At 34.4% G+C, this 24920-nt stretch carries 21 protein-coding genes; 1 reads left to right on the top strand and 20 read right to left on the bottom strand.

Annotation, left to right across the window (positions count from 1 at the left end; all coding sequences use genetic code 11):
- The 18 genes from E2H97_RS05705 to rfaH form a co-directional block, all read right to left on the bottom strand.
- Nucleotides 1-594 carry a sugar transferase gene (locus tag E2H97_RS05705; RefSeq protein WP_133406252.1) on the bottom strand — a complete coding sequence of 198 codons (594 nt, stop codon included), beginning with the start codon at nt 592-594 and terminating at the stop codon, nt 1-3.
- The gene (locus tag E2H97_RS05700; RefSeq protein ID WP_133406251.1) at nt 587-1750 is read right to left on the bottom strand and encodes a DegT/DnrJ/EryC1/StrS family aminotransferase; all 1164 of its coding nucleotides are present in this window, start codon (nt 1748-1750) and stop codon (nt 587-589) included. Before E2H97_RS05700 ends, E2H97_RS05705 begins: the two co-directional genes overlap by 8 nt.
- Complete coding sequence (locus E2H97_RS05695; RefSeq protein ID WP_133406250.1) at nt 1747-2898, bottom strand: glycosyltransferase family 4 protein; 1152 nt, start codon at nt 2896-2898, stop codon at nt 1747-1749. Before E2H97_RS05695 ends, E2H97_RS05700 begins: the two co-directional genes overlap by 4 nt.
- 16 nt (nt 2899-2914) lie before the next feature.
- The gene (gene asnB / locus E2H97_RS05690; protein ID WP_133406249.1) at nt 2915-4849 is read right to left on the bottom strand and encodes an asparagine synthase (glutamine-hydrolyzing); all 1935 of its coding nucleotides are present in this window, start codon (nt 4847-4849) and stop codon (nt 2915-2917) included.
- A gap of 15 nt (nt 4850-4864) precedes the next feature.
- Nucleotides 4865-5959, bottom strand: a complete 1095-nt coding sequence (locus E2H97_RS05685) for a glycosyltransferase (protein WP_133406248.1) — start codon at nt 5957-5959, stop codon at nt 4865-4867.
- Nucleotides 5960-5965: 6 nt separating this feature from the next.
- Nucleotides 5966-7057, bottom strand: a complete 1092-nt coding sequence (locus E2H97_RS05680) for a glycosyltransferase family 4 protein (protein WP_133406247.1) — start codon at nt 7055-7057, stop codon at nt 5966-5968.
- Nucleotides 7054-8352, bottom strand: coding sequence for an O-antigen polysaccharide polymerase Wzy (wzy, locus tag E2H97_RS05675; RefSeq protein WP_133406246.1), 1299 nt, complete (start codon nt 8350-8352; stop codon nt 7054-7056). The genes E2H97_RS05680 and wzy overlap by 4 nt, the downstream gene beginning before the upstream one ends.
- A gap of 9 nt (nt 8353-8361) precedes the next feature.
- Nucleotides 8362-9459, bottom strand: a complete 1098-nt coding sequence (gene wecB / locus E2H97_RS05670) for a non-hydrolyzing UDP-N-acetylglucosamine 2-epimerase (RefSeq protein ID WP_133406245.1) — start codon at nt 9457-9459, stop codon at nt 8362-8364.
- Nucleotides 9460-9479: 20 nt separating this feature from the next.
- Nucleotides 9480-11273, bottom strand: a complete 1794-nt coding sequence (locus E2H97_RS05665) for an HAD-IIIC family phosphatase (RefSeq protein WP_133406244.1) — start codon at nt 11271-11273, stop codon at nt 9480-9482.
- Nucleotides 11270-12532, bottom strand: a complete 1263-nt coding sequence (locus tag E2H97_RS05660) for a lipopolysaccharide biosynthesis protein (protein ID WP_133406243.1) — start codon at nt 12530-12532, stop codon at nt 11270-11272. Before E2H97_RS05660 ends, E2H97_RS05665 begins: the two co-directional genes overlap by 4 nt.
- A complete protein-coding gene (locus E2H97_RS05655) occupies nt 12529-13611 on the bottom strand; it encodes a DegT/DnrJ/EryC1/StrS family aminotransferase (RefSeq protein ID WP_133406242.1) in 1083 nt (360 codons plus the stop codon). Before E2H97_RS05655 ends, E2H97_RS05660 begins: the two co-directional genes overlap by 4 nt.
- A 3-nt stretch (nt 13612-13614) precedes the next feature.
- Nucleotides 13615-14196, bottom strand: coding sequence for an acyltransferase (locus E2H97_RS05650; protein WP_133406241.1), 582 nt, complete (start codon nt 14194-14196; stop codon nt 13615-13617).
- A 112-nt stretch (nt 14197-14308) separates the two neighbouring features.
- A complete protein-coding gene (locus E2H97_RS05645; RefSeq protein ID WP_133406240.1) occupies nt 14309-15256 on the bottom strand; it encodes a Gfo/Idh/MocA family oxidoreductase in 948 nt (315 codons plus the stop codon).
- An 11-nt stretch (nt 15257-15267) separates the two neighbouring features.
- On the bottom strand, nt 15268-16548 hold the full coding sequence (gene tviB / locus E2H97_RS05640; RefSeq protein ID WP_133406239.1) for a Vi polysaccharide biosynthesis UDP-N-acetylglucosamine C-6 dehydrogenase TviB: 1281 nt from the start codon (nt 16546-16548) through the stop codon (nt 15268-15270).
- 300 nt (nt 16549-16848) lie between these two features.
- Nucleotides 16849-19020, bottom strand: a complete 2172-nt coding sequence (locus E2H97_RS05635; protein WP_133408579.1) for a polysaccharide biosynthesis tyrosine autokinase — start codon at nt 19018-19020, stop codon at nt 16849-16851.
- Nucleotides 19021-19179: 159 nt separating this feature from the next.
- Entirely contained in the window at nt 19180-19620 is a 441-nt protein-coding gene (locus E2H97_RS05630; protein ID WP_133406238.1) for a low molecular weight protein-tyrosine-phosphatase, read from the bottom strand.
- 143 nt (nt 19621-19763) lie between these two features.
- Nucleotides 19764-20888: a polysaccharide export protein gene (locus tag E2H97_RS05625; protein WP_133406237.1), complete on the bottom strand. Its 1125-nt coding sequence runs from the start codon at nt 20886-20888 to the stop codon at nt 19764-19766.
- Between the two features lie 721 nt (nt 20889-21609).
- Nucleotides 21610-22122, bottom strand: a complete 513-nt coding sequence (gene rfaH / locus E2H97_RS05620; protein WP_133406236.1) for a transcription/translation regulatory transformer protein RfaH — start codon at nt 22120-22122, stop codon at nt 21610-21612.
- 505 nt (nt 22123-22627) lie between these two features.
- On the opposite strand from rfaH, the gene E2H97_RS05615 reads away from it, so the two are divergent.
- Complete coding sequence (locus E2H97_RS05615; RefSeq protein WP_133406235.1) at nt 22628-24100, top strand: peptide MFS transporter; 1473 nt, start codon at nt 22628-22630, stop codon at nt 24098-24100.
- Between the two features lie 111 nt (nt 24101-24211).
- Here E2H97_RS05615 and E2H97_RS05610 read toward each other — a convergent pair whose 3' ends face one another.
- Together E2H97_RS05610 and E2H97_RS05605 are read right to left on the bottom strand one after the other, a co-directional pair.
- Entirely contained in the window at nt 24212-24499 is a 288-nt protein-coding gene (locus E2H97_RS05610) for a TapY2 family type IVa secretion system protein (protein ID WP_133406234.1), read from the bottom strand.
- A complete protein-coding gene (locus E2H97_RS05605; RefSeq protein WP_133406233.1) occupies nt 24496-24909 on the bottom strand; it encodes a type IV pilin protein in 414 nt (137 codons plus the stop codon). Before E2H97_RS05605 ends, E2H97_RS05610 begins: the two co-directional genes overlap by 4 nt.
- Between the last annotated feature and the right edge of the window lie 11 nt (nt 24910-24920).

The following is a 24920-nucleotide window of genomic DNA, read 5'->3' as shown; positions in this document are numbered from 1 at the left end:
CTACTTAAATATAATATATATTGTTTTTAAAATTAATTTCAAATCAACCAAAAATGATTTCTGCTCTATATACTTCAAATAATATTTTTGTTTTATTGGTAATATGTCTTCAACATAAGTCTTTTGAGGGTCATTTGAGTGGCTGAGAAGTTCATTTTCGTCTTTGAATTCAATCGAAGCAAAGTCTGTTATCCCTGGACGAACCGAAAGCACTTTGTCTCTTATATCTTCATGATAACAATTTATATACTCACGAACTTCGGGTCTAGGACCTACAAAGCTCATGCTACCATTAAGTACATTAAATAATTGTGCAAGTTCATCCAATTTATAACGTCTTAAAAAATGACCTACTGAAGTTATTCTAGAGTCTACGCCCACTGTAATTTTAGGCCCCAAAGACTCAGCGTTTACAACCATAGTTCTAAATTTATAAACACCAATATCAACCCCCTTTAGACCTACTCTTTTCTGAACAAAAATTGCTGGACCTTTACTGTTGATTTTTATAATTATATATATCAACAACAAGATTGGTGAAAGAACTATAATACCTAATAAAGAAAAAAATAAGTCAAAACTTCTTTTAATCATAAGATAACACCTGTTTCACTGCTTTTACTACACGTTCAGCGTCTTCCAAAGACATTCTTGTATATAGTGGAATTGATACCTCGTTCTCAAATAAATGCTGAGCAACTGGAAACATCTCAGGTGATAAGTTAAATGTATCTCGCCAATATGGATGTAAGTGCAGGGGAATAAAATGAACAGAACAACCAACACCTAATTCCGACATCCTTGAAATAAATTGATCACGGGTTATACCTTTATAATTAGATAATTGAATCGGAAAAATGTGCCAAGCATGGGAGGAGTCTTCCTGAGGTAACTTTGCTAGACCAATATGCATATCTTTGAAAGCTTCAAAATAGTACTTAGCTAATTGCTCCCTTTTGACTTTAAATTCTGGTAATCGCTTTAGCTGGTGTATTCCAATGGCAGCAGAGATATCTGGCATATTATATTTGTATCCTGGAGCTACAACCTCGTATGACCAAGCTGGCTTTGTTGATGAGTATCTATCAAAAGCATCTTTACTGATTCCATGTAGCCGCATTACCTTACAGCGCTTTGCAATATCCAAATTGGTTGTGACTACCATTCCGCCCTCTCCAGTTGTCATGGTTTTATTTGCATAAAAGCTAAAAACTGTGGCATCAGAATCTAAGGTACCAATCAACCGCCCTTTATAATAGGTAGGAAGGGCATGAGCAGCATCTTCAATGACTTTAATATTAAATTCTTTGGCTATAGCTAGAATTGAATCCATATCACATGCTAAGCCAGCGAAATGTACTGGGACTACTGCTTTAGTTTTTGGAGTTATTGCAGCACGAAACGAAGAAGCTGTCATATTATATGACTCAAAATCAACATCAACAAAAACAGGTGTGGCACCCAGATAGCGAACGATTTCTGCAGTGGCTGTAAATGTATAGGTTGGAACAATTACTTCATCGCCAGGTTGAACACCCACTGCTTCAAGAGCAAGGTGTAATCCAGACGTAGCTGAATTTACTGCAATACTTTCAATATCTTCTCTTCCAAGAAAAGAGCTAAAAGCTAATTCGAATTTTTTTGCTTTGGGTCCAGTTGTAATCCATCCTGATTTTAGCGAGGATACAACTTCATTGATTTCTGCGTCACCAATTTCAGGTAACGCATAAGGTAGAAAACTATAACTCATTTATTTATCATCATATTTTGGTAGATTGAGGAATATTGCTTAACAACTTTTGACAAACTAAACTCAGAAGTTACGTGTGATAAACTGCGTTCGCCCATAAGTTTTCTTTCTTCATCAGTTAATTTGAGAGAATTTAAAATCTTATCTTCAAGATCTTCAACAGATCGAGGTTTTACTAGCCAACCATTCCATTTGTCAATAACCACCTCTTTACATCCGGGCATATTAGTAGTAATTAAAGGAAGAGAAGCGCCACCCGCTTCTAATAAAACCCTAGGTACTCCCTCACGATAGTAACTAGGTAAAACAAAAACATCAGATAACTTAAGCAATAAATTTATGTCTTTACGCTTGCCTAAATACGTAACATAGTCTGAGTATTCTTGAATTTGGTTAATACTAATTGCTTCCTTACCTTCTCCAGAAGAAGGACCTACTAAAAAAAAGCGTACATTTTTTGACTTGTTTTTCACTCTTTTTGCAGCTTCTAAAAATTGCAAAACACCTTTATCCTTGACTAATCGGGCTACCATAATAATGACCAACTCATTTTTAATAGACAGATTATTTTTAAGATCTCTTATTGCAACATTATTTTCATCTAATTTTGGTAAACTTGATAAATCGATTCCAGAGCTTCGAACTAGCTCTATCTTACCTTCCTCGACTAATTTTTTGTTTTGAAAATAAACAAGATCATCATTATTTTGAAAAACAGTTTTACTTGCATTTCTAGACGCCAGTTTTTGTAAAATACTGTAAACTGGTTTAAGTAATAAAGCCAAAAAAGAATCAGAAGAGAAAATAAATCCCATACCTGTTATGGTTCTAATTGATTTTATATGACTATAACTTCGAGAGGCAAGAGGCACTAAAATTGCAGGTTTAGTGTCGAAACCATGTATTATATCTACATCAATTTTGGAAAAGATCTTAGAAAGTTGCGAATACGATTTTAAATCTGAAAAAGGACCAACCCAACGATTTAAAGAGTATTGGATATATGGTATGTTTTCTACTTCGAATGGGTCAGGGGACTCTGTACCTATCACACCGATCTCATATCCTAACTTTCTTAATTCTAACAATAAAGGAATGCGCATTCGCACATCTTCCCCACCTACAAACCAAATTTTTATTTTTTTCATAATAATAATCTAAAAGTTACTGCTCATTCAACCAAGCTTGGAACATCAAAATATGCCATAAAATTTGATCATTATTTTTAATACCAAATAAATGCTCAGACCAAAGTTTTTTAACTTGAGTTGAATCGAAATACCCAGCACTTTGTAGTCTTTGCTCATCCAGCAAGTCTTCTACCCATTCTTTCAAAGGTCCTTTAAGCCATTCGGACAAAGGAATTGTGAATCCCATTTTAGGTCTCTCAATTAGATTTTGTGGGACATATTTATATAAAATATCGCGAAGAATTGATTTACTTCTATTATTTTCAATCTTCATAGACAAAGGTATCCTCCATGAAAGTTCGAATATATCATGATTTAATAGGGGGACACGAACTTCCAAGCTTGACGCCATTGATGCACGATCAACTTTAGCTAAAATACAATCCGGCAAATAACTGACCTGATCCATTAGCATCATTTTATTTATTGAATTAATTTGGTGAAATGAAGAGTCTAAAGATAAGTTTTCAAAACTTGTATCATATTCGTTACCTCTTAATAATAAGGTATCAGGCGAACTACATGCAGATACAATATTTTTATGCATATCAAAGACTGAATCAGAGTTTAATACTTTAGAAAATTTATACAAGCTTTTGCCAATTAACCTTTCATTACCCTTTGTAGATAAAAAGTTATATATGGAGTTCCAACTTTCAGGTTGTCTAGCATTTATTAAGTTTGAGATAAATTTATTTACACAAATTGGAAGTTTGTTTTTAAAGTCAAACAAGCGACCACCTTTTGTATATCTATCGTAGCCCGAAAAAAGCTCATCTCCTCCGTCACCAGATAAAGAGACTGTAACTTTTTCTCTGGTTAATTTTGAGAGTAGATATGTTGGTATTTGAGACTCATCGGCAAAAGGCTCGTCATAAATAGTAGGAAGATTAGGTATGACATTTAGAGCATCATTCGCAGATACATATAATTCATGATGATTAGTTTGAAGATGCTTAGCAACCAAATTTGCATGTTCAGCTTCATTATAACCTTTCTCATCAAAGCCTATAGAGAAAGTATTAACAGAATTTTCTTGCTCTTTCATTAATGAAACAATAAGCGAGGAGTCAACTCCCCCTGATAAAAAAGCACCAACTGGAACATCTGCATCCATCATTAATTTTACAGAATCTTGTAACGAGGAGTGAAGAAGGCTCGTGGCATCGACTTTACAAGTTAGGGAGTTATTAAGGCCGCTTTTTGCAGCATCTTTAGCGGACCAATAAACACATTCTGTTTCAATTAACTCTTGATGATGTATCTGAAACTTCTTAAATGTACCTGGAAGCAATTTATAAATATCTCGATAAATAGAATACGGAGCCGGGACATATCCAAACCTCAAATATGTTGATAACGCATTTCTATCTACTCCCCCCTTCCAGTCAGGATGGCCTTTAAGTGCCTTTAACTCAGAACCAAACAGTAGACTTCTATTATGAAAACCATAATACAACGGTTTTTCACCTAATCTATCACGGACAAGATATAATGATTTTTCCTTAGAGTCCCATAAAGCGAATGCGAACATCCCCTTAAACTCTTTTAGAGCTAGCTCTAAGCCCCAATATTCAATTGATTTGAGAAGAACTTCTGTATCAGAATCACCCTGAAATTTAGCACCCAATGCACTCAATTTTGATTTAAGACTTCCGTAATTATAAATTTCACCATTAAAAGCAATAACATATCTACCACAACTAGAAATCATTGGTTGATGCCCAGATTCAGATAGATCATGAATAGAAAGGCGACTATGAGCTAAAGCAATGCCTATGTTACGATCAAACCATATACCATTTGAATCAGGCCCCCTATGATTGAGGGGTATAAGCATCGAATTAAGAAGATTTGAATAACTTTGTTTTACAGGTGATAAATTTATAAAGCCAGAAAAACCACACATACTTACACTTTCCTTTTATAGCTTTTTTATTCCTAACAAAAATAGTTCCCTATGCTTTTTTTCACAAAATACTTGTAGAACTAAATTTTTTGTTTTACATCTTTTCATTGCTTTTGACTCTGAAATCAATTCTGATAATTTCGAGATGTTATGCTTATTATATAGTTTTAGCATACCTATAGAAATAAATTCTGAAAAAGCTTCTTTAATACCGCCAACATTACTAGATATTACAGGTTTATCAAAATACAAGCCTTCTAAAATCACCCTCGGAATACCTTCATCTATAGATGTCAATAGCAAAACATCAACCTTTGAATATAAAGAATAAATTGATGAGTAATTTTCTAAAACAAAAACTTTATCAAACAAAGATAGTTCATCAATATATGTAACAATTGAATTGAAATAGTATTCAAAGCCCGAAACCTTAGGACCAACTATTATTAGTACCGAATCATTTAAGTCAGCACTAACAAAGCCATCTATAGCTTCTATGATATTTTTTCTGGGGACAATAGCACCGAACACACCAAAGCAAAGTTTATCTTTAAATACAAACTTATCAGCTAACAATTGTTCTTCATTCATGTTTATTGGAGGTGTAAAAACAGAACTTAATATTGAAACTTTACTACTATCAAGCCTAGTAAATCTTTCCTCTAACATAGACTTTGTCATAGAAAAAACATGAGAGGAAGAATAAAACATGAAGTTGTCCATAAAACCAAGTTTGTCAGATGACCTCACATACCATATTACTTTCGCTAAAAATAGCCTTAATGGTAAAAGTGACAAAAAACCTAATTCTTCGTTTCCAATGAAAATAGTATTTTTATTTTTTTGTTTAAAAAAGAAACAAAAAGAAAATAAAACACTAAATAAAATATTTAAAATACGAGGCTTAGCAATTTTGTAAAAAAATTGTGGAAGGTAACATCTTGTAATTGAAGGTTCTAAGTGTAAATCAATATTAGAACCCATAACTGTCATACATGAAACGTTTTCGCCAGAACGAGAAAGAGAGTTAGCTAATAAAACCATAGATTTTTGAGCACCAGCATAATCGCAGTGATAAGCATCATAGAAAAAATAATTGATATTTGGCATATTCGTTTATTTCCATACCCTTCTAATATATTCCAAATAAATCAAGTCAAAGGCCTTGGTGATAGAAAAATCATCTCTTGCTTTAATAGATGCTGCCTTACTTATATTGATTAATTCATCTTTATTTGAAACAGCATCTATGATGATATCAGCGAGCCCATTAACAGATCTGGAAGTGATAAAACCACTGTGCTTATGCTCTAAAATTTTATGGGCGCCATCAACATCAGCAATTATACATGGAATTGATTGTGCCATAGCCTCTAAAAGAGAGTTGTTTAGCCATACAATATCAGCAGGTAGAACATAAAGTAAAACATCAGAAAAATTTAACCAAGGTTCAGGCTGAAAAGGTATGAAATGTACTCTATCTTTCAAATTTAGATCATTTACCAAAGATATTAATCTTTTTTCGTAATCATTCGAGCTTGGAGAATAATTATTATCATTTAAGGTAGAGCCCATTAAATACAGCTCAAGATTTGATTCAACTTCTAAAACCCTACTGAATGAGCTTATTAATAAATCTATATTTCTCCATTCTTTAAAAGAGTTGATAAAAACTATATTCTTAGAGTCCGGATTAAATAAGTTAGTATTGAAAAAATCATCAGAAACGGCATTGTGGATATCGACTAGCTTTGAAGAATCACAAATGTTATGACGTTCGATAACCTTTCTCATATATAACTCTTTAATAAACACAGCTTTTGAAGTTTTGAGGCAAAACTTCATAATTATTTTTCTGATATTCTTATGTGTTTTCCATTCAAGTATTTCAGTCCCTCTGCATACAGAAACAACAGGGATAGAAAATAAATTACAAAAAAAAGCAACAAAAAAAGCAATTAAAACATGGTCATAAAAAAGTTCAATGTGACTCGGTCTTTTGAAAATTAAAAAATACAATATTTTAAAAAAGTATATAAACTTATTTTTCAAAAAAACGATATCACCATCAAAAGAGAAGTTTTCACTAATTTTTGAATTATCAGTTGTAAAATAGGTGGTTTTAACCCCCTTAAACTTAGCAAAGTCATAAAAATATTTCAATTTACCAATAACATGGTCCACCCCAAAAACATATATTTTTCTCATCGCTTACTACCATAAAATGAAACTAATAAAAAATTGACCATATAAAATAAAAACAATAAAGAGATTAGCAATATAGTTCCTTGTAAAAACGAAGCTAAATCCATAAAAAAAACACTGATATATGGCCAAAAAATAACATAAATTGAAATTTTATATCGATTACTGGATGACTTATAGACAAACAAATACCAAAAAATCGCACCAAAAAAACCCGAAAAAAATGCAAACAAAGGTACAAATTCTAGGCCCCAAAATGCTGTAACAGAGCTTAGTAATGTTGGAGTAATAGCATAATTTTGAATACCATAAAGGTCTAGTGCTAAGTCACTTGCAACGATATTTGATTTATTCGGGTAGACACTACGTGGTATAATAGTAGAAATACCAAGTATATACTTACCAGCATAAGAAAGATCCTTATTCAAATATGAATACAAGAAAGCAGTATCATAATCAAAGCCTCTATTGATTTTTGACGCTATTAATAACTTATCTTTAATTGATTCATTAATACTTGATGATGAAATTTCATCAGTTCCATTTAAACTATCTCGAAACTGCCCTACAGCACCTAAAAAAGGAACCGTTATTAAGAAAATCAAAAAAAGTCTCTTTAACTTTATTTTTTTATATATGTAATGGCTCAAAATCAAGCCACCCAAAATAAAAGAAAATGAAAACCCTCTTCCACCAAATGAGGCTGAAAATAAGAACAAGAACAAAATAACAAACCATGCTGACTTTATCCTTTTTTCTATAAAATAAAATGTTATTAAATAAAAGCCACCTATGATTAAAAAAGATTTAGCAAGGCTTACTAAAAAAAAACTTCCGTCAGATATAAACAACTCATTACGCAAAGAGAGTGAACTTAAAACTTTGTACAGCCCTCCAGCTTGAAATATTAGATAGCATTGTGTAATAACACCAAACAAGATGAAAATTTTAGCTGTCAGAGAAAATGAATTATCTTCGCTTTTTTTATAACCTACACTATCAAAATTATTGAAATTAAATTTCAATTTCTTCTTGAAAGTTGCATAACCCAGCATAACAAACAAATATGAACACAAAGCCAATATATATGTCAAAAACATATAACTCTCTGAATCCTCAATAAAATATGTATAAGGGCTATTAAAATCATTGATGTATACGAGTGCAACAGGTCGTATAAAAAGATAAAAGAAAAATCCTATATTTAACAAATTAAAATATGAAAAAACATCTGCTTTTTCAAGAAACAAATAACTAAAAGCGTATAAAGACAAAAAGATTACAATCAAGATAAACACTGGGCATGCCTACTTAACATTAAACTTATTCACTATAACATTTAATATTTTTTCAGCCGAATTGCCATCACCGTAAAGTCTTTTAGAAAAAAATGAACCCTTATCTTTTTCTATGAAAATTTGGACATTATTCAAAATATCGTTCGATTGAGGTCTTACTAATACATTTACTTTGCTATCGATTAGTTCAACCCACTCTGTTTCACCACGTACAGTGATACACCATTTTTTTAGAAAATACGCTTCTTTTTGTAAACCACCACTATCAGTTAGAACTAAATCAGATTTATTTAATAACCACAACATTTCTAAATACCCAAAAGGCTCATAAGTTTCAAAGTCTAAACTTAGGTTATATTGATTTATGAATTTTAGAGTACGAGGGTGAATAGGGAAGATAACTTCATATATTTTATTTAGTTCATTGAGAGCATTGACTATCTCACTTAACTTTTCCAAATCATCTGTATTCTCCGCTCTATGTATTGTTACTAGTATTTTTTTTCTTAAAGTAGGTTTGTAATTTAAAGGCATAGTAGCTCGAGACATGTAAAATTGACATGCATCATTCATTACGTCTCCTATATTTTCAATATATATATTATTATTATATTTCTTTAAACTTCTAACATTATCAACAGCGACATCAGTTGGACAAAATAAAAAATCACTTATTTGATCTGTCAATATTCTATTGACTTCTTCTGGCATAGCTTTATTAAAACTTCTTAAGCCAGACTCCACATGAATTACAGGGATCTGCATCTTACAAGCAGAAAGAGCTCCAGCTAAAGTAGAGTTTGTATCTCCATATACAAGTACATAATCGGGGGACTCATTCATTAAAATTTTTTCAATTTCTATTAACTGTTCACCGGTCATAGCTCCATGAGTCTTTCCACCTGATTGTAAAATATAATTTGGGCGTGGTATTTCCATTTGCTCAAAAAAAATATCACTCATATTTTCATCGTAATGTTGACCTGTATGAATAATAATTTCTGTTATTTTGTTTTTTCTTTTTTGATTTATTTTTTTTATTTGCCGGCTAAGAGTAGCTGCTTTAACAAATTGCGGTCTAGCACCCAAAACTGTCACAATCTTCATAAGAATATAAACTCCAAAATTTATTTCAACAATAGCTTACGATAAAAATATCTTAAAAGACGGTATAGATACTTATAGTTTTTTAACTTTAACAATGTTTGCGCCTTAAGTTTTACACACTTGTAATAAATTTCTTTTTTCAGTCTATCCTCATTGACAATAGATAAAATTTCATCATCGAAGCTATTTTTAACCGTTTCTGAAGAGTGTTCTTTATCTAAAATAATTTCTGATAATTTATAGTATCCTTTCCTGTCAAGATGAATCCCATCTCCATAATCATTATTAACTAATAGAGACTTCATATTTATCACATGCAACCTATTAGAAGAATAACTTTTAATTTTATATGAAAATATAAGTCTGTTTAACATTAATTCACGGGGAGTATTACTATTGAATACGGAATCGAGTAAATAAATATCAGAATCTTCTTTTGTTTCACATAGTACACGTTTTATTATTTCATCAATGTACTGTAACTTATCCTTACTACTAGCCTTTCTGGAGTTGAATATTGAAGCTAAATCACCTGAATCACACCTAAACATAAGACCATCTTCTTCAATTATCCAATAATCATTAAGTAGATCATCTAAAGATAAAACTAGAATATCTGTATTTCTAATTTGTTCATGAAAATCATTAAAATCACTTTTTGTCCAAAAAAGCTCTTTATCCATTATAGGAGCTGTTTCTACTTTTTCTTTTTTATTTAAGAAAAAACCTGGACAGTCATACTTAACAATGTGTGTGCCATTATGATAATGAACATAATCTATTGAGTCATGTATAAAGTTACTCGCTTGCAACAAGTGGCATGGTCCGACCAGAATGACACTTTTCGATTTTTTGTTTAGTAAATCAGAATTTGAAAAACTTTCAACCAATGACACCCAATTAGCATCTTCGTAGGTATTTATTTCATAAGAAACAGGCTCAACTGTTTCTATTTTAGGTTTGCCAAGGTAATTAAATAAAAAAGATTCAATACCCATATTCATAGTTCTACATGAAAAAACAAAATGTTCTAAGCTTTTCCCCTTTATAGTATCAGTAATAAGCATATAGAACCCAATTATTCCATAATCTCCATATTTGTCTTTACATTTAATTACAGCTGCGCTTGTCCTATAATCATCTAATTGTGATTGAAATTTTGATTTATCAAAATCAGTAAGAATCCGTTTTTTTGTATAATTTAGTTGATTCGATCTGTTAACAAGCTCCACGATTCTATCCATATGCTCTTCACATTTATAGTCAATGCATACTTTTATTTCACTTTCCATTAAAAATTCAATATTTGAAAGCTTATTGTCAGCCTTAACACTTGTCTTTTTTTCAAGAATTTTATATTGATTTAATCGAGTATGTTTTCGGTCGTCTTTTCCTTTCAATACATCTAAATCCAATAACTCTGATAAAATATCATCCGGGTGAGAAGTTTGAATCCCCGGACAAAAGTCTTCTACTTCTCTGAGATTCATACTGTTATCATCCAAAAACAGACAATTTACACTTCTTAATCCCATCTCAGTTATAGTATCTTTTACTACCTGTCCCTTTGGTTGCCAGGAAATTTTAGGAAAGACAAAGTAATCCCATACCCCAATTTCCTGTAGTTTTTTCTTTGTAATTTGAAAATCATTTTTAGATGATATCGAGTTCACAACTCCACGATCAGTAAGCTCTTTCAAAATTGCTATATTTTGTTCAATGACCTCGATACCCTCTTCTGATAATGTTCCTTTCCAAAAAGTTTCATCTAAATCCCAAATGATTAATTTAATTTTTTCGCCACTTAAACTCACCTTAGCTCCCTGATAAAACGATAATTAACAACTAGAATTAAACAATAAAAGAATGATGTAACGATTGAGTATGCCAACAAACTATTTTTAAATTGCCCTGGGTAATCTAAAGCAAAATACCTGAGAACAAGAAAAACACAGAGTAATATTGCAACAACTTCTTGCTTGTTTGTTATATTTGCTGTCTGGCTAAGAGGACTGGTTAAAATCTGAAAGGATTTAGACAATGCAACACAAATTAAAACAAAACCAATACCGTCTATATTTGAACCATAAATATATTCTAAAAAAAATTCAGAAATAATATAAAACGTAACAAAAAAAATCAAAGCTATACCGCTCAAGGCTATTGCCGATTTAATGTAAACACTTTGCAAATTTTTTATTGACTTATGGTACTCTTCAGCAGCGAATTTAGTATAAACAGTATTTATCGTTGAAGTTATAAATCCAGCAGGTAATTCAACCAATCTGTTTGCTAACATATAAACACCAACCACCTCATAATTATATTTTTTTGACAAAACTAACACAGGCAATTGCATAGACAAGTTATTTATAAATACATTAGCTACATTTATTGTTGGAAATTTATAATATTTTTTTACATATCTAAAATATAATGTTTTACACCTATTAAAATCTTTAACAAAAAACATTAATCCAGCTCTTTTAAACATCAAGAGCATTAACAGTATAGAAATCAAAAAAGAGCTGCAATAGGCTGTAAGAAGGGTAAATAATGATGGCGATAACATTCCTCCCAAGGCAGAACCACCATTATATACCGAAGATTGAAAAACTTTATATTTAGAAAAGTGATTAAAACCCATTAATTTAACTGTTTTAATTTGCATTATTTGAAAAACACTAACAGAAAAAATCCCTATAGGAATAATCCACAACGCCTCACTAAAATAGCTCAGTTTAAAAAATATCAAAATTTCATTTAAAAAAAGGATCAAAAGTACTGACATTAGAATGGAGGAAGTAATCGCTGATAAGATTGCCATTTGAAACAAAACTTTTGATTGATACTTTCTTTTTGTTAAAAGAACCACCTCTTCAAACTTAAATGATGCAATGCTAGAAAAAATTAATATAACACTTAAGATTAGTTGAAACTCACCTAATATTTCAGGTTTAAAAATGCGTGCTAAAATTGGATATGTTAATGCTGCAATTATTCCCACAACAATATTTGCCGTAAAGACATATTTCAATTGTTTTTTTATTGTAGATGAAATACTAAGTTTCACTTTTTTACCTGATTATGAAAATAACCGTGCATTGGCAAACTAAATACTTTGTTAGCAAGACGCTCAGCAATTGGAAAATCACCAAATTTATAACCTAAACTCTCAAAAGCAGTTTGTTTATGCATACATGTTCCGTAATACACCATAGTAGGAATACCTTGCTCTTTATACTTTAGCATTTCGGTATTTCTATCTTCAGCAACTAGAGTATATTGCGCCCAAGAGCTTAAATAACCTTCAGGTACAACTGGAGTTTTGTATATTTTTTTTAAGTCTTCTGTATATCGATTGGCAGCAATATTTCTGTTAACTAACTCTGTAGGAAATTCAGCGAGCTTTTCTATAAGTATTGCCGCCTGAATAGTATCTAACCTACTGTTCATGCCGATACGGATGTTATCGTATTTGTCGGTTCCTTTACCATGAACTCGATATGATTTTAAAAGCTCTGCATACTCATCATTATTAGTAAAAACAGCACCACCATCACCATAACAGCCTAGCGGCTTAGCTGGGAAGAAACTAGTTGTTGCAATATCACCAAAACCACCAGCTTTTTTGCCATTAATTTCGCCACCAAACCCTTGTGCAGCATCTTCTACCAATTTTAAATTGTATTTTTTGGCAATTTTTTCTAACTCAGGATAGTTGGCTGGCAGCCCAAATAAGTCAACTGCAATAATTGCTTTAGGTGTTAATTTCCCTTCGGTAATGACTTTCTGAATTCTTTTCTCTAGATCAATTGGACAAATATTGAAAGTATCCGGATCCGAATCAACAAACACGGGGGTTGCTCCTTCAAAAGCAATCACTTCTGCAGTAGCAAAAAATGTAAAAGTTGGGCAAAAGACTGCGTCACCTTCTTTTATACCTAGTACCATCATTGAAAGTGTAAGCGCATCAGTCCCATTTGCACATGTCACAACATGTTTTACGCCCACATACTCCGCTAGCTTTTGTTCAAGCTCTTGAACTTCAGGCCCCATGATGTATTTACCATGATTAAGTACATCTTGAATTCTTTTATCAATCTTTGTTTTCAAGTGTTGATACTGAGCTGCTAAATCAATAAATTGCATGATTTACCCTTCAATTAGTTTAACGTTATCTTCTTCAAGTACATATATGTCATTAGTATTTGGGCACTTAACTGTCTTGGTACCAGTTAAAGGTAAATCTAATTGCTCACCATATTTACTCATCCAACCAATTTGTTTCGCTGGTACACCTACCATTAGAGCAAAAGGCTTAACGTTTTTATTGATCACAGCTCCTGCGCCAACTAAGGAAAACTCACCGATTTCAACACCACAAACAATGGTGCAATTCGCACCTAATGTTGCACCTTTCCGGACTATCGTATCTTTATATTCTGTTTTTCGTTCAATAAAAGATCTTGGATTATAAACGTTTGTAAACACCATGCTCGGCCCACAAAAAGCGTCATCTTCTATATGAACATTATCGTAAACCGAAACATTATTTTGGACTTTAACATTGTTACCAATGGTAACTTTATTCCCTACAAAAACATTTTGACCTAGTGACACTCTTTTACCGATTTGAGCGCCTGCACAAACGTGAGCCCAGTGCCATACTCGACTGTCTTCACCGATTTGGGCACCATCATCTACAATTGCAGTTTCATGCTTAAAATATTGCATTTTATAACCTTGAAAATAGAAGGTAGTACCTGAGTACAACCGATTCACACATATTTAGAATTTATTTGGTTTAATACAAAGGCACTGATTACCCGCCTTCACGGGTATGACTTTATTTGAAAAGTTTGTTCACTAACGGATGGAAGTTATTAGGGTTATTCACTATAGGTTGTTTTCTGATTTTTTCTACTGTTGTAATAGCCGTTCTATTATCCTCAAGACCATAACCTTTACCATCAAGGATCCTTTGATAGCTTTTTGTATGAAGATCAGTAAAGCCACCAGAGAACTCTAATTGTTCACCTTCAATATCAATGCTTCGGTAAGTTTTTTTCTCACCCTGTACAGCATTTTCTGGAAGATTGTTTTCATCAATAGACAGGAACCATTTTACTCTGGCTTTTTTAAATTCAAGATAACCGGCTGACGTTTTTTCATCTCTGTAATGTACTTCATTTCCTAGTACATCGCCGAATATATAATGAAGCATATCGTAAAAGTGAACACCGATATTAGTTGCTACGCCACCGGATTTATGGTCAAAGCCCTTCCAAGATTTTAGGTACCATTTACCTCTAGAGGTCATGTAGGTAAGTTCAACATCAAAGACTTTATCTTCAGGTGAATTTTCCACTTTTTCTTTTAAAGCAATGATTGAAGGATGCAGTCTAAGTTGTAAAATTGAATTAACTTTTGAGCCATACTTTTCCTCATATTGATGAAGGGTATCAATTTCATCTGATGACAAAACTAATGGTTTTTCACAAATAACATCGATACCATGTTTTAGTGCAAACTTCATTTGAGGGGCATGTAAGTAGTTTGGCGTACAAATTGACACATAATCCAATTTTTTGCCTTTCAATGCTTGATCTTCAACATATGCTGCAAAATCTTCAAACTCTGTGAAAAATTCAGCATTAGGGAAATGGCTATCCATGATCCCAACTGAATCATTAATATCCATTGCAACTTCTAGTTCATTTCCAGTGTCTTTAATTGCTTTTAAATGACGTGGTGCAATGTAACCAGCTGCACCAATGAGAGCGAATCTTTTCATGAGTTTTTCCTTTATAAACGAATATCAGCTTCAGTTGACTTCAATACGTGTTTAACATCGTATAAAACATGATTTTCTTTGCCAAACGCTCTCAGCTCATTTTCACCCATCTCTTTGAACTCAGAATGATCTACCGCAATCACTACGCCATCATAGTGATCTTGTTTTAGCTCACTAATTAGTTCAATTCCGTATTCGTGTTTAACTTCTTCCGGCGATGCCCATTTATCATAAACATCTACTGACATATTAAAGTCTTTAAGTTCATTCACAATATCAATGATCTTAGTATTACGAACATCAGGGCAATCGCCTTTGAAAGTAAAACCTAAAACAAGTACTTTCGCTTCATCAATATGGATTTTTTGGGAAGACAACTTCTTTACAAATTGTGTAGCAACATATTCGCCCATACCATCGTTAATTCTTCTGCCTGCAAGAATTACTTCGGGTCTGTAACCTACTTCTTGTGCTTTATGAGTTAAATAATATGGATCAACACTAATACAGTGACCACCAACTAAACCTGGCTTGAATTTCAAAAAATTCCACTTAGTTCCAGCCGCATTCAATACTTCTTCTGTATCAATATCTAAGCGGTTAAAAATTTTTGCAAACTCATTGATAATCGCAATATTCAAGTCACGTTGTGTGTTTTCAATAACCTTTGCAGCTTCAGCCACTTTTAGAGAGCTGGCTTTGTAGGTTCCTACAGTGATAATAGAACCGTATAAATCATTAACGAACTCAGCAATTTCAGGAGTTGAACCTGAAGTGATTTTCATGATTTTCGTTAATGTATTTACTTTATCTCCAGGGTTAATTCTCTCTGGTGAATACCCAGCATAAAAGTCTTGATTAAACTTCAAGCCAGATACTTTTTCTATGATTGGTAAACAAACTTCTTCAGTGGCACCTGGATATACTGTTGATTCATAAATTACTACGTCACCTTGTTCAACATATTTACCTAGTAATTCAGAGGCTTTTCTTAATGGGTTTAAATCAGGGGCATTACTGTCATCAATCGGAGTAGGGACAGTAACAATGTAAATATTGCATCCTTTCAAATCTGACTCACTGAATGAGTAATTCAACTTTGGTGCATTCTTTAATTCTTCATCACTAACTTCTAGAGTTGAGTCATGACCACTAAGTAACTCATTTACTCTTCCTTGATTAATATCAAAGCCTAACGTAGGAAATTTTTTCCCAAACTCAACAGCCAAAGGTAAACCCACATAGCCTAAACCGATAATACCAATCTTGGCATTCTCTAATGAAACAACCATTTTATTGCCTTTTCTATAATCTAATTTATGCTGTTTACTAGTGTCTAAAATACAGAATGCACACTGTTTTTATCACTATTAAAATTGAATTTATTCACTTTTCAATCTCAGACATTCAACCATGCCTGAGACACTTTTATTCTATTTTGAGACAGTCGAATCTTCGCTATCCCTGATAAAATCTAGCTTTTATCGTTTTCTTAAAAACCGTCCCAATAGGCCTATTTTTTATGGTTTTGTAAAGGGCTATTGAAAGTCTAAAAGTAGCGGATGCTTGCCTTCGCATGCATGACGATTAGTTTACTTATCACTCTCATATGAGTAGTTATAGTATCCATATCCACCATAGGAATTTGATGCTTTCTTTTCTACAGCATTTAGGATAAAGCCTTTTACTTCAATACCGGATTGGTTGAAACGATGTTGTGCAACTTCAATCTCTTTAACCGTATTTAAACCAAAGCGGCCTACCATCAATGTTGTACCTGCATGTTTAGCAATAATGCTTGGATCTGTCACAGCCAAGATTGGCGGAGTATCGATTAGTACTATGTCGTAATGTTTGCTTACCGTTTCCAATAATTCTGCAAAACGATTGTGCATTAATAGCTCTGACGGATTTGGTGGTACCTGACCACGAACCATTAAGTCTAAGCCTTCGACTTTTGTATTTTGAATACCTTCGTTTAGTACGACTTTTCCACTGATGACTTCAGATAGACCTATATCGCTTTTAGCTTTGAAATATCGAAGTAAGTGGCCTTTACGTAAATCACCGTCGATGATTAATACTTTTTGACCTGCTTGAGCAAGAATGGTACCAAAGTTTGCTGTCACAAAAGACTTACCAACGCCAGGGGCTGGTCCCGATAAAGCTACGACGTTGTTTTTAGCCTCAAGCATGGCAAAGTGAAGGCCTGTTCGCAGTGCACGTAATGCTTCAATGGCTAAGTCGGCTGGATTTTCAGCAGCAAGTAATGCGTGAGTATTTCGTTTTTTCTTGCTGTAACGTACGTCAAGCAATTTTTGTTCTTTTGAGTCAGGGATACTTGCGTATACAGGTAATCCTAGTTCTTCGATTTCATCAGGATTTTCAACTCCGCGATGTAAAGCGGCTTTAATAAGTGTTAAAGCAACACCTAGCATTGCACCTAAAAGCGTTGCTAAGGCTGCAATAAGAGGCTTCTTAGGTTTAACAGGCTTTGTATAGGTTCTAGCATTATCAAGAATACGAACGTTACCAACAGTACCCGCTTTTAGGATGTTTAGCTCTTGAACTTTATTAAGTAGCTGAACGTAAATTTGCTGGTTTACTTCAACATCACGTGTCATTCGAAGAATTTCACGTTGAGTTTCAGGCATGTTCTGTACTTGTTGTTCTAAATCATGCTTTTGTTTTAACAATACAGCCTTATTTTCAAGTAAAGATTTGTACGCAGGGTGACTCTTTGTGAATTTTTGGCTTAACTCGCTTTCCTTGAACTTAAGATCGTTGATTTGTGATTCAAGTTGTAGCATCGACTGTAACGTAGCTTTTGCCTCTAGTGATAAGTCGATTGAGTCATGTGACTGGCGATACTGGTTAAGCTTACTTTCCGCAGCATCCAGTTCTTTTTTAACGTCTGGCAGGTGGCCTTTTAAGAATGTTAAGCTTTTTTCTGCTTCTGCTGATTGACGTTCTACGTTTTGTAAAAAATAGTTTTGAGCAACACTATTAAGAATGGATTCAACTTTTTTAGGATTTTCACCAGTGTAAGACAGCTGAAGAATACCGGTCTGTTTTCCTCTTTCGCTAACGCTTAAGTTGGCATTAAGGTTACCGATTGCATCAATTTCATTGATTTTAGTAATACTGAATTCATCTCCTGTATTACCTTTTAGAAACTGTACGAATAATTTGTAATCCTGTCCTTTTGCAAGCTTACCGACTCTGCCAGTTAAGATGGTGACTTCTTCGGCATTATCAACAAGGCTGTATTCACCCTTTTCAGCATTCGTTATCGTTAGCGTATAGCCCAATGGAATGGTGATAGGTTTCTTATAGCTTGGAATATCGAAAGTCGTAACTGTGATTTCATTTTGACTGCCAGTTCTTCTTGCCCAGCCTTTTCCAATGATAGGAAAATAATTTGGCGTAGCCGAAGTAGTTAGGTTTAAATTCTCTACAGTCTTACCCAAAATCATTCGTGATTTAATAATTTCGATTTCGGTTGATGCTTGTGATTCGCCGCCGAATATATCACCCATATCTTGGCTTAACAGTTGAGACATACCACCTGTTTTTTGCTCGACTTGAATGAGTGCATCAGACTTATAGATTGGAGTAGCAAATAATGCATAGGCGACACCTACAGCCGCAAACAATGCAGTAATGATGATGATTTTAACTTTATCATCAATCAGTAGACCAAAAAGTTTGCCTAAATCGATTTCATCGGCTGTGTTTGCTGTATTTTTTATTTGATTTGTCATAAACATCAAGGAACTTTAAGTTTAAAAATTGTCTTAAAAATCTTTTGCTAATGAATTTCAAAGACTCTGGATGCCTGCCTTCACAGGCATGACAGAAATTTTCTTTTAATTGTTCACACTTAGAAGACCTAGTCTAGTTGCAGTATGAACAAATAAGCTTTAAAGCTTTTTCGCCCATTCATCGCAGCTCTGTTCAATGAGCGCATAGGCGTGTTCGAATGCTTCTCGGCTAAGTTTGTATGGATCTGGAATTTCTTTTTGACCTATCCACTGCCCGAGCAGCATTGTTTTTCCTCTAACGGCTGGGTTGATGCTAGTAACTGCATCAATGTGCCCTTTTTCCATTACAAGAATTAGATCGTACTGATTGCATAAATCTCTGGTTAACTGTTGAGATTGATGTGGTGTAATGTCTAATTGATGTTCTGCTGCAAGTTCTACCATTTGACTATCGGCTGCTTTGCCTTCTAGCTTACTTTTTTTTGAAGCGATACCAGCTGAAGCGATCTGTTTGTTCGGTAATTTTTGCTTTAGTAAATATTCGCCAACTGGAGAGCGGCATATATTACCTACACAGACGACAAGAATTTTGTTGAACATGTTTTAAAGCAGCTCTTGGAAGAGCATCCTTATGATTCTATAAATTAGATGAAATAATGAAGTCACTGGACACCTGCCTTCGCAGGTGTCACATTTGAAATTCGTAGATGTGACTTTGAAGGATCAACGTTATAAGTACTCGATTAGTTTGTTAGCTTGTTGTTTGTATCTGCACCGACGTTAACAGCCGATACTGAAGGAAGCAGTAAGCTAATAACTTTGTTCCAACGCGCTAGTGGTGCCGCTGTAACATACACAATATCTTGTGGTTCTAGCTCAAACTGATTAGCAAGTACTAAAGCAACAGCATTTTTCGCATTCAATTGGTAAACATCGGCGATAACGCCATCTTTTTCAACATTACGTTTTCTTAGAACGAATATGCCATTGGCATCTGCGCTACGTTCATTAATGCCGCCGACATTTGTAAGTGCTTCAGCTAAAGAGATTCCATAACGAGTAACATCAACTGCACCACCACGAACTACATCACCCAGTACAAACACTTTTTGTTTATCTGTTCTATTAACGTGTACGATGTCACCGTTTGTTAGTAGACGGTTTTGAGAAAGGTCACCACGCTCATAAAATCGATTTAAGTTGATGATTTCGGTTTTACCATTGCGAGTAAAAGTAACCTGTTTCCAATCAGCTTCTTTAGTTAACCCACCTGCAGCATTTACAGCATCGATTAATGTAAGCGGTACTTCAGTAATGGCCTCGATGCCAGGTTGTTTGACTTCACCAGTTATGTATACCTTTTGGCTTTTGTAGCCAACGACTTTTACATCTACTTGTGGTTTTTCAATTACTTTACTGAGTTTTTTTACTAAATCTCTATGAAGTTGCTGCACTGTCTTACCAGCTGCTTGTAATTCTGCTGCGTAGGCATAAGTAATAGTGCCATCTTTTTGAACTCGTATACCATCAAATTCTGCGGTTCTTTGCGTGGAAGCAGGAATAGTAAGTTCAGGATGATCCCAAACCCCGATGGCTAACACATCGCCAACTCCAATTCTATATTGATAATCTTTGGTATCTGGTAATTTTGAAGCCTTGGCTAATGAAGTAGTATTTTTTTTGATTTGAGCTTGAGCTGCAATTAACTGCGAATCAATGACTTGGATATTAACGTTACTTAGGTCTGATTCTAATTGTTGCTGTTCACTTGAGCTAACGCCTTCGATGTGGCTGCCTGGTACAACAGTACATGCAGTTAAGGTAACAATTGGAAGTGCCAAGCTTAAATTTCGGATTGTTTTTTTCATTGTTTTACCGGTTCTTTCAAAATCGGATGAGTTGAAAATTCTGTGAAGATGTAAAGATGATGTCTTTAGTTACTTTTTTTTATGTTTCACATCACTGAATATGACAAAAAGGCTCTAGATGTCTGTCTACGCAAATATGATACAAAAGTGCAATAATAGTAGTGATGCAATAGGTCGAAGCACCAAAACCCAAAGAGTTCAAAAAAGCATCCATACTCTGCATGACGCACACTACCGATCCGCGTGGCGCGCCAGAGGCGCTTCGGCGTTAGCTTATGGTATGAAACTATTCATACCATTTCCCTTCGGGCACGCTACCGCCCATAGGTTTCGGCTCCTAAATGCCATCTATAACTTATATTTTTCTTTTTTATTAACTAGTTATGCCTGCAACATCACTTCTAATCTAAAAATGTTGAAAGCAAGTATCTAAAAACTAACAATGCTTATGAATATCTTACGGCTAATATTCATAAGCATTGGTAATTCCAGAAAGACGCTATGTTAGCAAAAATCCGCAGATCCGTCTTTGATTTTTCTCTTATATTTCACTTTTTTTACAGGTTTATTTTCAAGTTGAAAATAATACCTTTATCAACTCTAAAATCAAGTTATTACTCTGAAAACACATTTATAACGAGTCTTTCAATTTTTTCACTTTGTAATTATGCAAATTAATAATTATCAGTTTGTGTTGTTTCACCTTTATGAAGGTGAAACATTACGCAGAAAGCTTGTCTATAGCTTCAAGTGGAACTTCCACTCGCTTCATTGATCCAAGAAGCTTAAGAAGAACGAAACAACGCTTTTCGCCAGATTTCTCATCAAACACGCCTTCTATTTCACTAAATGCCCCATGATTCACTTTGATTTTGTCACCTTTTTTAGGCAAAGGTTCCTCAGTTTCAATCGGGTGATTCATCATTTTTGCAACTTGTATTTTGATCGCTGTTATAAGAGCAGGATCAATAGCCGTCATCAGCTCTTTACAGCCAACGATTTGGCTAACACCACGCGTTGAATGAATACGGCTAACTGAAGTGACTTTGGGGTCAAAGTAAATAAATAGATAATTGGGAAATAAAGGCACACTACTGACGGTCTTCTTTCCTGACCGTTGTTTTTTTGCCTCAAGATACATAGGTAAGTATGTCTCGATACTTTGCATCTGAAGGTTCTGCTGCGCCCTAATTTCGCTTTTGGGTTTGCAATAGACTAAGTACCAAGCTTTCATTATTGTTCCTAATTCGTTTTATTTGTAGCGCGTGACATCCTCTATCACGGTGGACGATACTACAAAGATTTATTCTTGATTGAAAGTGGTTTTATCGTTTTTTTGAAGCCTATCCTTTTAAGTGATTAAAAAATTATCTGAGCCATTCACCTTTCGGAACCTATAATCCAGCGTCTCAACTTTATCCTCATAGCAAAACTCTTTTAATATTAACAACTCACGTTACTTCATCACTTGACTCGGCTTTTATTCGCTCATTTAGTACCGCATTTTAGTGATCAATCGTCTTTATCTTTCTTCGAGTGATTAATCGAATTTAATGAATAATTTGTTTGTAGTTTTGTGAGCTAAACACCTTGCAACAAGTAGTCATATCGGGGCTTAGGGTTTGACTTTGCCTGTTTATAAAAGGTATATATAGCCTGATAATTCATAAAAATTAATATTGGTTAATCTTTGTTTTTCAAAGAAACCTATAAACTTACAAATTAGGTGGGAAACAACAATGAGTGTTACTAAACCTCAGGGAACAATTATGGGGCACCCGAAAGGGCTGTTTCTTTTGTTCACCACTGAGCTGTGGGAGCGGTTCAGTTATTACGCGATGCGTGCAATTTTGGTGCTTTATCTTGTTGATAAAGTAAAATCGGAAGGTGGTCACGGTCTAGGTTGGACTCAAGCCGATGCAATTTCTTTATACGGAACCTTTACTGGTCTTGTTTACTTAACTCCTCTCATCGGCGGCTGGATTGCCGATAATTTCCTTGGTCAACGTAAAACCATCATGATTGGTGGTGCCTTAATGGCATTAGGTCAATTTACTTTGGCGTTACCACATGCGTGGCTTCCTGGAATGGAAACTGAGGTTTTCTATCTAGGTCTATTCACCTTGATCATTGGTAATGGTCTATTTAAGCCAAACATTTCTACAATGGTTGGTGACTTATATGAAGAAGGTGATCACCGCCGCGATGGTGCATTTACTATCTTCTACATGGGTATCAACGTTGGTGCATTCTTATCCGGTATTGTAGTAGGCTCAGTCGTTGCTTACTATGACGGTAACTATCAAGTAGGTTTCTTAGCTGCTGGTATTGGTATGGTTTTATCTTTAATCATCCAAATGGTATTTGCGCAAAAGCTATTGGGTGATATTGGTACTGTTCCTGCTGCGAAGTTAGAAAAAGAACGTAATGCAGCTAAAGGTCAAGTTCGTAAAGAGCCTTTAACCAAGATTGAGCGTGATCGTATTAAAGTGATCATGGTAATGGGTCTGTTCACTATCGTTTTCTGGGCTGGTTTCGAACAAGCCGGTGGACTAATGAACTTATTCACCAATGACTTCACTGACCGTATGATCGGAAGTTGGGAAGTGCCTACGACTTGGTTCCAATCTTTGAATGCTATGTTCATCGTAATCTTTGCTCCTGTGATTGCCTCTATTTGGGTTCGCATGGGCAAGAGTGAACCAAACTCTCCTGTTAAATTTGCAATGGGTTTATTCTTCCTAGCAGTGGGTTTCCTATTCATGATGGGTGCTGTTGTTGAGATGGGTGGTGATCCAACTGTTAAGTCCTCTATGTGGTGGCTTGTTGGTGCATACTTCTTCCATACTATTGGTGAACTTTGTCTTTCCCCTATCGGTCTTTCAATGGTTACTAAGCTTGCTCCTCTGCGTTTAGCCTCTTTGATGATGGGTGCTTGGTTCCTATTTATTGCTGCGGCTAACAAGATTGGTGGCGTTGTTGGTTCATTCATCGGTCATGGTGGTGCTAAAGAAGAACAACTTGCAAACGCTATGTCTATCTTCGCAGGTATTGCGATTACTGCTGTAGTATCAGCTATTTTACTGTACTTCATGGCAGACAAGTTGGTTGATTGGATGCACGGTGCTGAAGATGCACACGATCACACTTTAGAAGAAGCCGTAGAAGAAGAGATTGCTGTTACTGCTGAACATGAGGCAATGAAGCACTAATAGCTTAATTTTGTTTTAATTGAAAAAGCCACTGAGTTACTTCAGTGGCTTTTTTGTTTAACGTTTCTAGATTTGTACTTTTTATATCCTATAGATAAATGAACGTCTTAATTATCTAGCTAAGTTCTTATCTAATTTTTTCGCCTTAGCATTTCTGAAACTAGCAGACTCTTTCACACACTCAATAACGTCTTTTACGTAAACGCCTTTCTTTCCATTCAAATTTAATTTAGTTGCTGGCAAATTAGCTAAACGATTTCGAACGGCCTCTGTCTTAAAACTGAAAAGTACTAATTGCTTTCCAATACTTGTATCCAAGTAGCATTTATAATCAGAATAACCAGTAGTATTAACTGATGATGCGGCCATTAATATTGTAGAAACTAACAGTATTTTCATTTCCAGCACTCCTCTTGAGCTGCTTCATCTTTATAACGTTCACCATTTGATTTTAATGCTATTGTCGTACACTCAGGATCTCTTTTTTTCTGACTTCCTAAAGCTGTTGCAACAAGCGTAAAGCTGCCATTATCTTTCGGCACTTCAGCCTTTATTTCGTAATAACCATTTTCAACTGTATAAGTTATACCACCTAATCCCAAGTTACTTAAATCGCTAGTATATGCTCGGTGGTCTAAATAATATTGCTCTTGTAAGTTGGCTACATGAACTAAGCCAGCAAGTGCATCTCCTCTCGCTGCTTTTGCAACGTACTGAGTATATGACGGGTAAGCAATACTGGCTAACAGCCCTATGATTGCTACCGTTATCATCAATTCAATGAGTGTGAATCCATTTATTAATTTCATACATTATCATC

Origin of the sequence: Parashewanella tropica (genome assembly GCF_004358445.1) — a bacterium.
Taxonomy (GTDB): Bacteria; Pseudomonadota; Gammaproteobacteria; order Enterobacterales; family Shewanellaceae; genus Parashewanella; species Parashewanella tropica.
The sequence above is the reverse complement of the archived record's forward strand: the minus strand, read 5'-3'. Positions and strand labels throughout refer to the sequence as shown.